The sequence below is a fragment of the Microbulbifer maximicatervae (SeqCode) genome (assembly GCF_052467385.1).
Map to the genome: position 1 here is coordinate 1,670,416 of NZ_CP174311.1, position 15,530 is coordinate 1,685,945.

Annotated in this window: 10 protein-coding genes; 5 read left to right on the top strand and 5 right to left on the bottom strand. The window is 44.3% G+C overall.

The window, feature by feature from the left end:
- The first annotated feature begins 42 nt into the window (after window positions 1–42).
- Window positions 43–1,407 (top strand): MFS transporter, encoded by a 1,365-nt coding sequence (locus ACJJIR_RS07255; protein WP_444907823.1) that lies wholly within the window; start codon window positions 43–45, stop codon window positions 1,405–1,407.
- 246 nt (window positions 1,408–1,653) lie between these two features.
- Window positions 1,654–3,432: a sulfatase-like hydrolase/transferase gene (locus ACJJIR_RS07260; RefSeq protein WP_444907824.1), complete on the top strand. Its 1,779-nt coding sequence runs from the start codon at window positions 1,654–1,656 to the stop codon at window positions 3,430–3,432.
- Window positions 3,433–3,612: 180 nt separating this feature from the next.
- Here ACJJIR_RS07260 and ACJJIR_RS07265 read toward each other — a convergent pair whose 3' ends face one another.
- The 4 genes from ACJJIR_RS07265 to ACJJIR_RS07280 form a co-directional block, all read right to left on the bottom strand.
- Window positions 3,613–4,839 carry a hypothetical protein gene (locus tag ACJJIR_RS07265; RefSeq protein WP_444907825.1) on the bottom strand — a complete coding sequence of 409 codons (1,227 nt, stop codon included), beginning with the start codon at window positions 4,837–4,839 and terminating at the stop codon, window positions 3,613–3,615.
- Window positions 4,840–5,187: 348 nt separating this feature from the next.
- Window positions 5,188–6,411, bottom strand: a complete 1,224-nt coding sequence (locus tag ACJJIR_RS07270) for a hypothetical protein (protein ID WP_444907826.1) — start codon at window positions 6,409–6,411, stop codon at window positions 5,188–5,190.
- Between the two features lie 350 nt (window positions 6,412–6,761).
- Window positions 6,762–7,985, bottom strand: coding sequence for a hypothetical protein (locus tag ACJJIR_RS07275; RefSeq protein WP_444907827.1), 1,224 nt, complete (start codon window positions 7,983–7,985; stop codon window positions 6,762–6,764).
- A gap of 197 nt (window positions 7,986–8,182) precedes the next feature.
- The gene (locus ACJJIR_RS07280) at window positions 8,183–8,653 is read right to left on the bottom strand and encodes a hypothetical protein (RefSeq protein ID WP_444907828.1); all 471 of its coding nucleotides are present in this window, start codon (window positions 8,651–8,653) and stop codon (window positions 8,183–8,185) included.
- A 201-nt stretch (window positions 8,654–8,854) separates the two neighbouring features.
- On the opposite strand from ACJJIR_RS07280, the gene ACJJIR_RS07285 reads away from it, so the two are divergent.
- Genes ACJJIR_RS07285 through ACJJIR_RS07295 form a run of 3 tightly spaced genes read left to right on the top strand, consistent with a single transcriptional unit; the run spans window position 8,855 to window position 13,092 of the window.
- Entirely contained in the window at window positions 8,855–10,240 is a 1,386-nt protein-coding gene (locus tag ACJJIR_RS07285; RefSeq protein WP_444907829.1) for an MFS transporter, read from the top strand.
- A gap of 40 nt (window positions 10,241–10,280) precedes the next feature.
- The gene (locus ACJJIR_RS07290; protein WP_444907830.1) at window positions 10,281–11,660 is read left to right on the top strand and encodes an MFS transporter; all 1,380 of its coding nucleotides are present in this window, start codon (window positions 10,281–10,283) and stop codon (window positions 11,658–11,660) included.
- A gap of 52 nt (window positions 11,661–11,712) precedes the next feature.
- Window positions 11,713–13,092, top strand: coding sequence for an MFS transporter (locus ACJJIR_RS07295; RefSeq protein ID WP_444907831.1), 1,380 nt, complete (start codon window positions 11,713–11,715; stop codon window positions 13,090–13,092).
- 21 nt (window positions 13,093–13,113) lie between these two features.
- On the opposite strand, the gene ACJJIR_RS07300 is transcribed toward ACJJIR_RS07295, so the two are convergent.
- The gene (locus ACJJIR_RS07300) at window positions 13,114–15,255 is read right to left on the bottom strand and encodes an alginate lyase family protein (protein WP_444907832.1); all 2,142 of its coding nucleotides are present in this window, start codon (window positions 15,253–15,255) and stop codon (window positions 13,114–13,116) included.
- Window positions 15,256–15,530 lie beyond the last annotated feature (275 nt).

Consider the following 15,530-nt stretch of genomic DNA (forward strand, 5'->3'; position numbering starts at 1 on the left):
CTAAGTAGGACCTTAGAGAGCTTGTATCGAAAAATGACAAAAATGAAGAGTATCTCAGAGGGGCAAATCTGGGGACTGTTTGTTCTCTTTTTATCAGTATTTTTGATCGCCAGTGATTTTACCGCCTTTTCACCAGCTCTCCCCGCTATCGCCAAAGACTTTTCCGTCCGCATATCATTCGTTCACTGGGTAGTGAATGCCTATGCCCTGGCCTATGGAGTCATTATTGTGACCAGTGGGCGTTTGGCGGATATCTATGGGCGTGAAACTGTTTTCTTAATTGGTGTTGGTATTTTTTCTTGCTCATCGCTATTGGGAGGGCTTGCGAGTGAGGTAGGGGTACTGTTAATCGCCAGGGTATTGATGGGGTTGGGAGGTGCATTAGCCTGGTCGGCAATGCTAGGGATGGCTTACACACTGTTGCCATCTGATCGCGCAGGATTTGTTGGGGGCTTTGTTTTGGCTGCATTAGGTGTGGCTACTGCTTGCGGGCCTGTTATTGGAGGAGTGTTGTCAGATTTTTTGAGCTGGCGCTGGATTTTATTTATAAATATCCCCATTGCTATCTTTGTGGTCGTTTTTTACGTATTGAAGTACCCGTCAGAGCAGTTTGAAAAAAAAGACGAACGAATTGATTACTTGGGCGTGTTAACTCTCTCCGTATCCCTTTTCCTGTTTTTGTTGGCTCTTGACTTAATGACTCAGACAGGTATTTCTCGACTCTTGGTTTTCTGTCTTCTGGCAATATCTTTATTGGCTGCGATAACTTTTGCTTTTGTTGAAGCTAGAATGGCAGATGATGCTCTTATTCCAGCGAGCTTGGTGAGAAATCGTGTGTTTATGGCATCAGGAGTTAGTGTGTTTTTTGTCGCTATCGCCTTCTTTGCAACCCTTGTCTATATCCCTTTACTTTTTATTAGCGTGCATCATTATTCTGCATTTCAGGCCGGATTGGCTTTGTTGCCAGCTATGGTCTCTTCTGGCGTTTTTGCATTTGTATCTGGAGCAATTCATGAGCGGTTTGGCCCCAAATTACTGCTCTGTTCAGGCGCCCTGGTGATGAGTCTGGGGCTTTTTATGCTTTCGGTTCACGGTCATCATATTGTCTACCCAGTCTTTGTGCCGGGCATGTTATTGATTGGCATTGGGTTAGGTATATTTAGCCCTGCCGCTGTGACTGCCGCAATAACTTCTGTGGAGGCCAGTAAATCCAGTTTATCTGGTGCTGTTGTCTATATGTTCCGTTTTTTAGGTGGTGCTGTGGGTTTGGGGATCAATTCAGCCATATTGGCGTCAGCGCCGGATATTGCCACCGGTGTGAACCGGGCACTACTGGTAGATGGATTTATTGTCCTTATAGGGTTCTTGATTGCAATTTTCTTCTTTCAGGAGCCCCAGAGAAGGTAATTGACGCGCTGCTTAGATTCCTCTTAGGCAATACGGTTTCTTATCGGTATTTAGGAGCATGTTTCCTATTTTCATTCTCTCTAAATGTTGACTGCAAGGGATAAGGCGAGTGGTCGGGGCTATCCTTCAACAAGTATTAGCGATGTTAACTCGTATGGGTTGTTAGCCGTTTAATATTGGCGGCTCAGGAAGAGCTGAGTTCTTAGAGATTGCTAATAGTAAATTTATACGAAATGGATCTCGGATATGAAATTGTCTTGGTTGCGGTTCTTGGCTGATAATTCTCTTGTTGTATCTCTTGCTGTAATCTTGATGGTGTCAGGCCCCATTGCTCTGGCAGAGAATTTACGGGGAAGTACCACGGGGCCAACTTCTGCACCTGGATACAGTCACCCGGATCAGTTTCTCCATTTAAAGCCTGTAAAGCTGGCTGACAATATGTATCCGGTAATTCAGCATCCGCAAGAGGAAAAGCAGGCTAGACAGAAGCTGGCTCTTCTGGAGGAGAAATTTGGCAAAAAGCCCAACATATTGATTTTCTTACTTGATGATGTGGGCTGGATGGATGTTGGCTTTAATGGTGGAGGTATTGCTGTCGGCAATGCCACACCCACTATGGATAAATTGGCGAATGAGGGGCTTATTTTAACCTCTGCCTATTCAACACCTTCATGCTCGCCAACACGGGCTACTATTCATACCGGCCAAAATCCGCTACACCATGGAATCCTACGCCCCCCTATGTACGGTGAGGCTGGTGGCTTGGACGGAGCGGTAACTATGCCGGCGGTACTCAAAAAGTTAGGCTACGTGACCCAGGGGGTCGGTAAATGGCATATGGGAGAGAATAAGGGCTCACTACCGCAGAATGTTGGTTATGACGATTACCGAGGGTTTCTCGGTGTATCAGATATGTATACGGAATGGCGGGACGTTTATTTCAATCCAGAAGTGGCGCTGTCTCCAGAGCGCTTTGCCATGATGCAGAAGGAGCCATTTAGTCATAGTGAGGTTCATTGCACGCCGCAGGACACGGAGCGGTGTGAAGATCTCCATCTGATTGACCTGGACACTATCAAAGTGCTTGATGATCAATGGATGGAATACAGCGTAAACTTCATTAGGCAGATGAAAGACGCTGAAAGGCCCTTTTTCCTGTATCACGCTCCCCGTGGTTGTCACTTTGACAACTACCCATCCGATAAGTGGGCAGGAAAATCCAGGGCTCGTACAGTATATAGCGACTGTATGGTTCATATGGATTATGTACTTGCACAGCTATTTAGTGCTTTGCAGGAAACAAACCAGCTGGATAACACTCTGATTTTCTTCACCTCGGATAATGGCCCCGAGTGCGAGGTTCCCCCTTATGGCCGAACCCCTTTCCGGGGTTGTAAAGGTACGAGCTGGGAGGGTGGAGTAAGAGTGCCGACATTTGCCTATTGGAAGGGGATGATAAAGCCGCGCCGAACTGAAGGGTTGTTTGATCTGGCTGATCTCTTTAACACAGCCATTTCAATAGCGGGCAAGCCCGGTAGGGAGGTGGCAAGTTTTGTTAATGAAGATCGATATATCGATGGTATCGATCAAACGGGAATGCTGTTGGCGGATAATGGCCAGTCTGCACGCCGTAGTCGGCCCTATACGATGAATCAGTATTTTTCTGCTATGCGTATTGATGAGTTCAAATATGTATGGACGGCAGAAATCGAAAATGGTGTCGTACAGAGGGGAAACTGGGGCGGGTTCAGTGGTCCCATTTTTGTTGAGAGTGACGGGGCAATATTATTTAACCTTTATTCCAATCCTCAGGAAGATGTCAGTATCGGTGTACGTCATTTGCCAATGCTTGTGCCGGTGATGACAACAGCAGGGGACTACATGAAAGAACTCATCAAATACCCCCCACAATTCAAGATCGGTTTCATATCCAACAATCCGCCAATCTATGACCTTTTACCTCAGGCGAAAGAGAAGTTGGAGCAGTTTGAGAAAGAGGGTACTGGTAAGTATCCCTGGCCTTAGAGTTGATCCCTGAAATGTAGCTTTAACTCTATGAGTGGATTTATGCTTGAGCCGTATAAGTATGTAATATTTTGACGGCTATTAAATAGGGTGGCGGGAGTCATTCTCTTGAGATACAGGCCTCGATAGATCAAACAAAATGGCCGGCCTCGCTCGTGTTTCTGGAGGCCGGCCTGTGGACTACTGCAAGATTGTGCCGGTGTTACTGGTTCCCACTTGCGTAGCGGTTGCAGAGTTCCCAGATGTTGCCTGGGTGGTATCATGGGTGTTTGTTGTGCCCATTTGCATAATGTTGGCGGTATTCATCGTCATTGATTGGTTAATCGTAACCGTATTAGAATCTCCAATCTGTTCCACATCGGCAACCAGTAAATCTCCAAGCTGGAATAGCGTAGAGGAATTGCTTAAGCCATCCTGTTCGATCTCAGCATCGTTACTGTCACCAAATTGAATGGCAAAAACCATATTGGTTGTACCCAGTTGTTCGGCAAAAAGGTTATTACCGAGGCCGTCCTGCTGCCCAAGATCAGCATCGTTTGAATCGCCATCCTGTATTAGCTCAGCAGTACCACCGGTAGATGTAAATTGTGTTATGAGTGAGGTATTACCTGTCCCTAACTGGATTGTGCTCTGAATATTCCCCGATCCGTTGGCGACCTGAAAAAAGGTAGCCATATTTGATGTTCCATCCTGAAATATGGTGGCGGTGCTAGAAGTTTCACTTGACTGGGTACCGTCTACGTCATTAGTCGTTCCCAGTTGGATGACAACAAGTCCATTCCCCGAAGAGTTTGATTGAATAATAGAGCCAGTGTTTGAATCACCATTCTGGGTGATTGTGGCAGTATCGAGGGAGGAATTGAGTTGTGTTGTGGTGAATTGGTTGGAAGTGCCAATTTGTGTGGTTGTCGAAGTTACCGATGTGGTATTGGTTTGAGTGGCATCGAATAAATTAGTTTGACCGTTTTGCAGTACAGTAATTGTCGATGTGGTCGCATTATCTTGCTCAATCGTCGAAACGGTATTGTTGTCGCCAATTTGGGTACTGTTGATAACACTATTTGTAGAGTTGGTTATCTGTGATGTGGTTGATGAGTTGTTGTCACCGGTTTGAGTGAATATCGCAAAGTTGCCCGACGTTGTGGGGTCAGCTTGGTTGGCTGTTGCTGTATTCCCGGTGCCATTCTGATTGACAATCGTAGTATTGGCGACAGCATGCGTGCTGATTGCTAAAGCAAGTGCCGAAGCAATATAGGTGTAAGCTCTCATATCTACTTCCTTACAAATCAACATATTAATCTTTATCAAGCGGATTACCGCCTGCTTGTCGATTTGGGACTCTGCGGAATATCTGGTTAGGCAAAGACGGCTCTCAAATCCCTGGGTAATTACTTGAATTGTTCCCATCCAAAGTTACTGCTGACACCCAAGATACTACCGTTAAAATGATATTGGGTGATGGTGTAGGATGACCTAACGATTTTCGGTCAGGTGAGCAGTATTTTCCTTGGGATTTAACTATCAATCTACTGAGAAGAAATCCCTAAAGAGATAGTTGCAGGCCTATATTGCAGTTTGCCTTGTCTGAAAAGAAGTGGCTAATTACGTTAGTCATTTCTTTCATGCATTTAAAATAGAGGAGGTGAAAACTTGGGAGCTTTAATTATCGAAAGATTTACTATAGCAAATTAAATGTCACGATTTAATCAGGCATGGCCGGCTCCAGTTTGAGGTTCACTGGGGCCGGCCGATAAATTACTGCAAGATGGTACCTGTATTACTGGTACCTAGCTGGGTAGCAGTTGCTGAGTTTCCACTTGTTGCCTGGGTGGTGTCATGGGTGTTGGCGAAACCCATCTGCATAGTACTGGCATTATTGTTGGTTGATGTTTGGGTAATTGTTGCAGTATTCGAAGTCTGGATTTGTTCTATATAGGCTACGAGCAAGTCGCCATCCTGTGATAGATCTGCTGAGTTACTTAATCCATCCTGGAGAATTTCACCATCGTTACCTGCACCAGTTTGAGAGGTCATGACCGTATTGGTGGTGCCTAGTTGTTCGGCGTAGAGACTACTGCCAGCGCCTAAATCTTGTTCAATATCTGCATCGTTTGAATCACCTTCCTGTATTAATTCAGCCGAATCTCCGACACTGGTAAATTGAATAACTAATGAGGTATTGCTCGTTCCCACCTGGGTTGTGTTTTGAATATTCCCTGCTCCAAGAGTCTGTATACTTCCCGATAAATTTGATGTGCCATCCTGAAGTACCGTGATGGTGCTTGAAGTTTCGTTTGATAGGACTGTACTTGCAACGTTGGTTGCTCCAAGTTGGGTGATAAAATGCCCATTCCCAGTGGAGGATGACTGAACCATGGACCCCATGTTGGAGTCACCAATTTGGGTGATTGAGGCGGTATCTAAAGATGAATTACCTTGTACGGCGGTGAATTGGTTGGAAGTTCCAGTTTGTGTCGTTGTTGAAGTACTTGAAGTGGTGCTACTTTGAAAGCCACTGAATAAGTTAGTTTGACCATTTTGTATTACGGTCATGACTGAAGTGGAAGCATCGCTCTGATCAATTGATGAAACAGTATTGTTGTCGCCAATTTGGGTACTGTTGATAACACTATTTGTAGTGTTGACTACCTGTGAGGTGGTCGATGAGTTGTTGTCACCGATTTGTGTGAATATCGCAAAGTTGCCTGATGTGGATGGGTCAACCTGGTTGGACAGGGCTGAATTCCCGACGCCATTCTGATTGACAATGGTGGTATTGGCGGCAGCGTGCCCAGTGAAGGCTATAGCGACTGCCGCAGCAATGGAGGCATAAGTTTTCATATCTATTTCCTTGCAAATCAACATATTAAGTTCTATCAAGCGGATTACTGCCTGTTTGTCGATTTGGGACTCTGCTGAATAGCTGGTTAGGCAAAGACGGCCCTCAAATCCCTGGGTAATTACTTGAATTATTTTCACCCAAAGCTACCACTGACATCCAAAGCACTATCGTTAAAATAATATTGGATGACGTTATAGGATGACCCTCCGATTTTTGATTATGGGCAGAGTGTTTTCCTTGGGAATTAACTATCAATCTACTGAGAAGAAATCCCTAAAGAGATAGTTGCAGGCCTATATTGCAACTTGTCTTGCATAAAAAAGAAGTGACTAATGACGTTAGTCATTTCATTTATGCATTTAAAATAGGGGAGGGTAAAAACTTGGGGGCTTTAATTGTTAAAAGATTTACTATAGCAAAGTAAATATCACTATATCATCAGGTATGGCCGGCTCCAGCTTGAGGCTCACAGGAGCCGGCCGATAAATTACTGCAAGATGGTACCTGTATTACTGGTACCTAGCTGGGTAGCAGTTGCTGAGTTTCCACTTGTTGCCTGGGTGGTGTCATGGGTGTTGGCGAAACCCATCTGCATAGTACTGGCATTATTGTTGGTTGATGTTTGGGTAATTGTTGCAGTATTCGAAGTCTGGATTTGTTCTATATAGGCTACGAGCAAGTCGCCATCCTGTGATAGATCTGCTGAGTTACTTAATCCATCCTGGAGAATTTCACCATCGTTACCCGCACCAGTTTGAAAGGTCATGACCGTATTGGTGGTGCCTAGTTGTTCAGCGTAGAGACTATTGCCCGCGCCTAAATCTTGTTCAATATCTGCATCGTTTGAATCACCTTCCTGTATTAATTCAGCAGAATCTCCGACACTGGTAAATTGAAGAACTAATGAGGTGTTACTCGTTCCCACCTGGGTTGTACTTTGAGTATTCCCTGTTCCGAGAGATTGTGTACTTCCCGACATATTTGATGTGCCATCTTGAAGTACCGTGATGGTGCCGGAAGTCTCAGTTGATTGAGCTGCTCCTGCGGTATTAGTTGTTCCAAGCTGGGTAATAAAAAGCCCATTCCCAGAGGAGGATGACTGAACCATGGAACCCATGTTGGAGTCACCATTCTGGGTGATTACGGTGTTATCCAAAGATGAGTTAGTTTGTACGGTGGTATATTGATTGGAGGTGCCAGTTTGTGTCGTTGTTGAAGTGCTTGAAGTAGTGCTAATTTGAAGCGCATTAAACAAATTAGTTTGGCCATTTTGCAGTACGGTAACAGTTGATGTAGTAGCGTTGCTTTGATCAATCGATGAAACAGTGTTGTTGTCGCCAAGTTGAGTGCTGTTAATAACACTATTCGTAGTGTTGACTACCTGAGATGTGGTCGATGAGTTGTTGTCACCGATTTGTGTGAATATCGCAAAGTTACCTGACGTGGATGGGTCAACCTGGTTGGACAGGGCTGAATTCCCGACGCCATTTTGATTGACAATGGTAGTATTGGCGGCAGCGTGCCCACTGATGGCTATAGCGACTGCCGCAGCAATGGAGGCGTAAGTTTTCATATCTATTTCCTTACAAATCAACATATTAAGTTCTATCAAGCGGATTACTGCCTGTTTGTCGATTTGGGACTCTGCTGAATAGCTGGTTAGGCAAAGACGGCTCTCAAATCCCTGGGTAATTACTTGAATTATTTTCACCCAAAGCTACCACTGACATCCAAAGCACTATCGTTAAAATGATATTGGATGACGTTATAGGATGACCCTCCGATTTTTGATTATGGGCAGAGTGTTTTCCTTGGGAATTAACTATCAATATTCTGAGAAGAATTTCCCAAAGGTGATCGGAGGCTCTTAATTCTTCGTCTGAGGGAGGGGGGAAGAGGCAGGTTCCTTTAAGCGCTCTTTACATCCTTGCCAGATTTTTCAACAAAATAATGGCATAAAAAGGCAATGGGAATTGAGTATAAAGCGATAATAAATGCGAGACCGAAGAAACCTGATTCTGTTGTTGCTATTCCTGCGCAGCAAAGGAGAATGCTTGGAAGAGCACCACCCAACATCATAGAAACTCGGTTGTATCTCTGCATCTTTAACAGGAAGTACTCAATAAGCTTCCCGTAGGTTAGTGTGGCGATTAAGGATATCAGAGTGGTCATCAGATACAATGTCAGCATCGGGACTGTACCATTAAGAATCTGAATTCCGGAAGCACCTGGCAAGGAAAAAACCGCAATAATAGTTGGTAATACGACACAGGTTAGCGCAGTAGCTTTAAGGGCAATAAGGAAGGATATAGTTTGGGGCGAAGGAGTGGTTTTACTTTCCAGGTTGGCCTTAGGCGCTTTGTAATAATTTGTAGGCATGTACTTATTGATGAAGCTCGTTTAAATCTGTGTTTTTCAAGTGGAATGTAGCTTAATCAATGGTAATCATTGGCTGTTGTCATGTAAATACGATAGTGGCTCGAATTATATAGATTTCTGATCGCGAATTGAGGCTTTTGCCGGGGTGGATGTTGGAATAAATACACCATACTGGATATAAAATACCTGTAGATTTAATCGATGGCATCCAATGAAAGCTCTTTAACTCCCACTCACTACTGGGGGCTCTTTGCCCTGCTACTGGCGGCATTTCTTCTTGCCAATGATTATACGGCGTTTTCGCCGGCGCTTCCGGTAATTCAAAAGACATTTAATGTTGATATCACCACCATTCACTGGGTTGTTAACGCCTATACCCTGGTGTATGGCGTTTTGATTGTGTCTACGGGCAGGATGGCTGATATCTATGGTCGCCGGCGAATGTTTATTACCGGCATCTATATCTTTACTGCATCTTCCCTTGTTGGTGGGTTTGCGGGAAATATAGGGACGTTATTATTCGCCCGTGCTGGGATGGGGCTGGGTGGCGCCTTGGCCTGGGCTGCGATCCTGGGTATGGTCTTCTCCCTCTTGCCCAGGGATAAGGCCGGGCTGGCCGGAGGATTGATTCTCACTACAACGGGGTTGGCGAATGCCAGCGGCCCAGTGATTGGTGGCCTGTTGGCTGATTTTGCCAGTTGGCGCTGGATATTATTTATCAATATTCCCATTGCTCTGCTGGTTATTCTTCTGTGTTGGAGCAAATATCCTCCAGCTAATACGCAGAGAAGCACTAAGAAAATTGACTATTGGGGTGTTATTACCCTCTGTGGGTCTCTATTTAGTTTCCTCCTTGCTATGGATCTGGTAGCTCAGTATGGCTTGTCCCACTTCTATGTGTGGGGCCTATTGGTACTGTCCATATTTCTCATGATAGTTTTTGCTCTTGTTGAAACTGTTGATCCGAATAACGCGCTAATTCCTGGTGAGTTGATAAAGAATAGAGGTTTTATCGCCGCTGGACTCAGTATGTTCTTTGTTGCTATCGCATTCTTTGCAACCCTGGTTTATATCCCGCAGCTATTTATCAAGGTGAAGGGCTATTCTGCCTTTGGGGCTGGGTTGGCGTTGTTACCATTAATGGTCAGCTCTGGTGTTGTCGCCTATATTTCTGGCACTTTATACGAGCGGTTGGGCGCCAAGATTTTGATTTGTTCTGGCGCTTTGGGTATGTGTATAGGGCTATTGCTACTGTCGGCTATAAAGCCCCAAGTATCTTATATTTTTTTCGTTCCTGGGCTTTTGATAGTAGGCAGCAGTATTGGCATATATAGCCCTACGATTGTTACCGCGGCAATTAGCGTAGTTGAGCCGAGTGATTCCAGTTTGGCAGGGTCGATTATCTATATGTTTAAATTTGTGGGTGGTGCACTTGGGCTGGGGGTTAATGCGACTTTACTGGCGATGGCTCCAAATATCTCTGTTGGGATTGAGCGGGCCTTTGTGGTTGATGCTTATCTGGCACTACTTGGGTTTCTAATTTCCTTAATTTTCTTTTCTGGACTTTCAACAAAAACGGTTCGTTAATGATAGCTGTTTTCCCTGAGAATAAGCCGAGTGTTTAGGTATGGGTGATAAAAAGGCCTCAGTGGAAAGAAACTTATATCTTGGCCTGGTCGCGCTATCCTTGGCAATCTTTCTTGTAGCTAATGATTTTACGGCATTCTCCCCGGCTCTACCTGTGGTTGAAAGAGAATTTGATTCAGATATTACCACGATTCAGTGGGTTATTAATGCCTATGCGTTAGTTTGTGGTGTGTTAATAGTATCCGGCGGTCGCCTGGCTGACATGTATGGAAGGAGAAAAATATTTTTTGTAGGGATATCAATTTTTATATTTTTCTCGTTTCTGGGTGGGATTGCCGTAAATATGGGGATGTTGTTGTTATCTCGTGCATTTATGGGGGCTGGGAGTGCGCTGATTTGGCCGTCGGTTCTGGGAATGATGTATAGCCTGATGGCGCAGAAGAATGCGGGATTGGCAGGTGGGCTGATAATTACAATATGCGGTATTGCGAATTCCGTGGGGCCATTAGTGGGAGGTTTCCTGGCCGATTACGTCAGCTGGAGATGGATACTATTTATTAATTTGCCTTTGTCTTTAGTGTCTCTTTATCTTTGCTTCAAGGTGATCCCAGCGGATGCGATAGGTGTACCTAAAGAAAAATTGGACTATAGAGGAGTTGTTCTTCTATCGTCTGCACTATTCTCCCTCTTGTTGGCTTTTGATTTTGTGGTAGATGTGGGGTTTAAAAACTACTTGGTATTTGGATTGTTTATCTCTTGTTTTTTCCTATTTTGCCTCTTTTTATTAATTGAGGGGAGAGAGTCAGAGGGGGCATTAATCCCTCCGGATGTGGCAGGAAATAAGTCTTTTATAGCTGCGGCCTGTGCTGCTTTGCTAATTGCTCAGTTCTTCTATGCTGGATTCTTTTTTATCCCTCAATATTTAAGTAAAGTCCATGGAACTTCTGCAACAGTAGCAGGCTTAGGGTTGGTTCCGCTTATGTTAGCTTTTAGTGTATTTGGTTTTTTGGCTGGTAAAGTTTATAAGGTGGTGGGGGCCAAACTAATTGTATCTGTTGCAACATTGTTAATGGCTTTAGGGTTATATATGTTGTCTCACATCTATCAGGACAGTCAATATATACGCTTGGTCCCCGGGCTGATAGTTTTAGGGGCGGGTATTGGTTTATTCAATTCTACTATAATCACATTTGCAATATCGGTGGTTGATTCGCGTCGGGCAAGTCTAGCCGGAGCAATAATTTTTATGGTGCAAATAGCCGGTGGCGCTGTAGGGTTGGGCTTGAACACCACTATCGTCGTAATGGCTGGAGATATATCTTATGGTATCGGTCAGGCATTTACATTAAACGCATATCTGGCAATGTTATCTTTTATTATCTGTGTGTTGTTTATAGGATCTAAAGAAGAAAAATCATAGTGTCATTTTGTATTATCATAGGTTTTTACATATGTAAGTACAGGTTTATGTCATGGAAAGACAAGAGCGTCCTTTAGATAAGGATTTATACCTTGGTATGCTGGCCCTGTCCCTTGCCATTTTCCTTGTCGCCAATGATTTTACGGCATTCTCCCCAGCACTGCCGGCAATGGAGCAAGAATTCAATTCAGACCTTACAACGACGCAGTGGGTCATTAATGGTTATGCCCTGGTGTTTGGGGTATTGATTATTTCTGGTGGTCGCCTTGCCGATATGTATGGCAGGAGGAAGGTGTTCTTTATTGGAACCCTGGTATTTATGGCATTCTCGCTTCTAGGTGGGCTTGCAGTCGATATGGGAATGTTGTTGATATCCAGGGCGCTGATGGGGGTCGGGGGAGCGATGATGTGGCCATCTATCCTCGGCATGACTTATAGCCTGATGACTGAGCGGCGAGCTGGGTTAGCTGGTGGATTGGTAATCACTGTTTGCGGTGTCGCTAATTCGGTCGGTCCCTTATTGGGTGGCGCGCTGGCAGATTATGCCAGTTGGAGATGGATTTTCTTTATTAATCTGCCGGTATCGGCAATTGCTTTATATGTTTGCTGGAGAGTGATTCCTGATGACTCTCCAGAAGCTTGTGATGAACGTATTGACTATGCCGGAATCACTTCGCTGTCGATGGCTCTATTTGCCTTGCTGCTGGCGTTTGATCTTGTGGTTGATGTCGGTTTCAAAAGCCCATTGGTCCTCGGCCTTATCGCTGCTTTTTTCTTACTTATATGCTTGTTTAGTGTCGTTGAGAAGCGAGTTGGGGCTCAGGCGTTGATTCCACCGGATGTGGCTGGGAATAAACGGTTTGTTTTCGCCTCTATTGCTACGTTATTGATTTCAGCACTTTTCTTTGCGGGATTGTTTTTTATTCCCCAATTCTTAACCCATGTTCGAGGTACCTCGGCGATGAAGGCGGGGATGGGGTTGATCCCTATGATGCTCTCCTTTAGCGTTTTCGGCTTTCTGGCAGGGAAGCTATATGATGTGATTGGAGCAAAGAAGATAGTATCGGCAGCTACTTTATTGATGACGCTGGGAATGTATCTTCTATCTCATATCCACAAGGATACTCAATATATGTCTTTGGTTCCTGGCCTGGTGATATTAGGTGCTGGTATTGGTTTGTTCAATTCCACCATTACCACTGTGGCTATAACGGTTGTTGATAACAGTAGAGCGAGTTTGGCGGGTGCAATCATTTTTATGTTTCAAATAGCGGGTGGTGCCGTAGGATTAGGGTTGAATACTACGATAGTGGCGATGGCCACTGATATGCCATCGGGTATTGAACATGCATTTACTGTAAATGCATATCTGGCCATGTTTGCTTTTATTATTTGCATTTTATTTGTCGGGGATAAAAAGCCTGAAGTTTGATTTTAATAATCTATCCGTTGTCTATCTTTCCGTTTCAGTTGTTAATTGATCGGCAGCCTTTAAAGGTGAAGTTTGTGCTTCTTTGTCGAGGTTCCAAAATGGGAAAATTCCCGTTTCGATTGGGAAAACAGGTTTGCATTGGCTGATTGGTACGGCATTAAGTTTTATTTTTAGCTCTCCATAATGTTGTCTATAGGCATAGACTATTGGGATCAGTCTCTGCCGGTCGAAATGCTTGGGGCCCTTGTGGTTTTCGAACGCTTGTAGAAAATTATTTATTCCCTGCTGGATGCCAGCCCCATTTCTTGCTGTGAAGTTCCAGAGATTTTCATCAATTGTTTTTGCGAGACTAGCAAGATAAATCCATGATTGAAAATTGAGGCATTCATAATGAACACTATTTTTACTCTTGGTTTTCGATACTTGGTTATCAGAGTGATCAAACTGCTCTAATATTCGGAAGCGGGAGTCCCTGAGAGTTTTTCTGGCAGCTTGTATTTGATTGAGATAGAGCGCTAAAGCTACAACTTGTAAATCATACTGTGTGCCAAGATGCCCAAGTTTTGGACGCATTGATTGCCCGCGATGACTATCTATCAACCAGCTAAGGTATTGCTCCAGATGGTAGTCTAATCGCTCAACTCCTATCAGACGAATCTGCTGTTCTTGTTTAAGTTCTTTTAAAGTGCAGAGGGTGTGGACCAGTAGGTTGGGATTTACAGATTGTAATTGTTTGCTGTATTTCGTTTCATGTTTGTTGGGGAATAGTTTGATGAGGCTATTGTCGATAAATTGAATGAATTCCGGCTTCGAGCAGTGGGATTGGGCAAGGGCGACAATGGTCAAATCCTGAAGCAGGCTGTTAATCGAACTGGGCCGCGCCCTCTGTTTTTCTTTTACCGATCTTTGCGTGGCCTCTCTTAATAGCATTAGATAGGAAAGGTCGCACCTGTTTACTGTGGCCAACTTGCTGGCAGGGGCGCTTGTATCGGCGGAAAAGCTGGAATCATCGAGTTGATCCAGCATGGCAAGGATAGCTTCAGAGCGAGTTGTTCCTCGATCCCGGCTGGACTGCTGATCTGTTCGCTCCAGGTGCGGCTTTCCGGAAAATAGTCTGGCTACCCAGCCTCCCTGAGTATAGTGACCTGCGGCTTCAGAGTAATCAGGGCAGGGGAGATCCCATGGGAAAATCGCCCACTCATCCCATTTCCCCGATACGCCTAGCCGCCATAAAAGTTCAACCTTGGGTCGCCTGCCATAGCAGTAGCGGCTATCAAATACCTCTGTACTATCAGATCGAAATACTATTTGTGGCTCTTCAGTGGGAGTTGGTTTGAAGTTCTCACATAGAATGGATTGGTTATCCAGCAGTCTTGTCATTGGAATAACATGGTAGGGGTAGGCGTTGTTGTTGAGTACTTGTTGCTTTATTGCTTGCCAGGCTTTTGGTGTTACGAAGCAATTGCCGTCCCAAGGTAAAATCCAATCTGCTTTTGATTTACCATCTTCTAGAGCGAGATTTCTCGCCCCATTATTATTCATTACATAGTTATTTTTATGACGGTATAGACCCAGCTCGGCTTGTATTTCCAAATCCCGTCGCATGCGAAGGTCTTTTAGTTTATAGGGGGCATAATTAATCGGGTAATCCAGGATGTTCCACCCAATTTCTTTGTATTCACCCCAGTGAAAGGGTATTCTCAAGTAACTTTGTTTGTAATTGCAAAGCAGTTTGATAATGGCAGTTTCCTCTCTTGGGTCAACAATTCGGTTGAGGATAAACACCTTCTTGCAGCCCTCTAGTGGAGGCTCATGCTGCAAAATGAATTCAAGGTTTTTATAGGATTGTCCGGCGCTGTGTCGAGGGATTAGGTCGTTGCCGATAATTCTATAAAGAATAAAAGTCTGGGTATTGTCTGATGTGCTTGTATAGGAGTTGCTTGGTATAGTCTTTGGGTAGGGTGGGCGACTATTGGGGAAGTAGAAGTTTGGGAAATGGCGATGCTTGTGAAAGATAGCATTGATTAGGCGACCGGCATACTTCAGGATCTTCCGTTTGAATTTTTGAGTGAAGAATGCCCAGCGATTCTGCCACTGTATTAAAAAAGTATCTTTACTGGGAGTTGTTGGTTTTTGTTTAAAATCTGGGTGTTTATTGGGCATTGGTATCTATATTCTTATAGTTCGATATTTTGGGGGCGTATTTAAGTGAATCTTATTGTTTTCAGGAAAATTCCTAATGGTCTAACTTTTACATTATGGCTTGTAAATGATTATAGTTGACCTGATTTTAGGAGTTGAGAGGGAAAGAAAGCTGTAAATTACGCCATCATTGAAGTGTATCTCCATTAGCCGATACAAATTGAGGTGGTTATGACTGATAACAATTCGCGTCATTCCACTTGTCTTCTCGGGTAGATTTATGGGTGGCTATATTT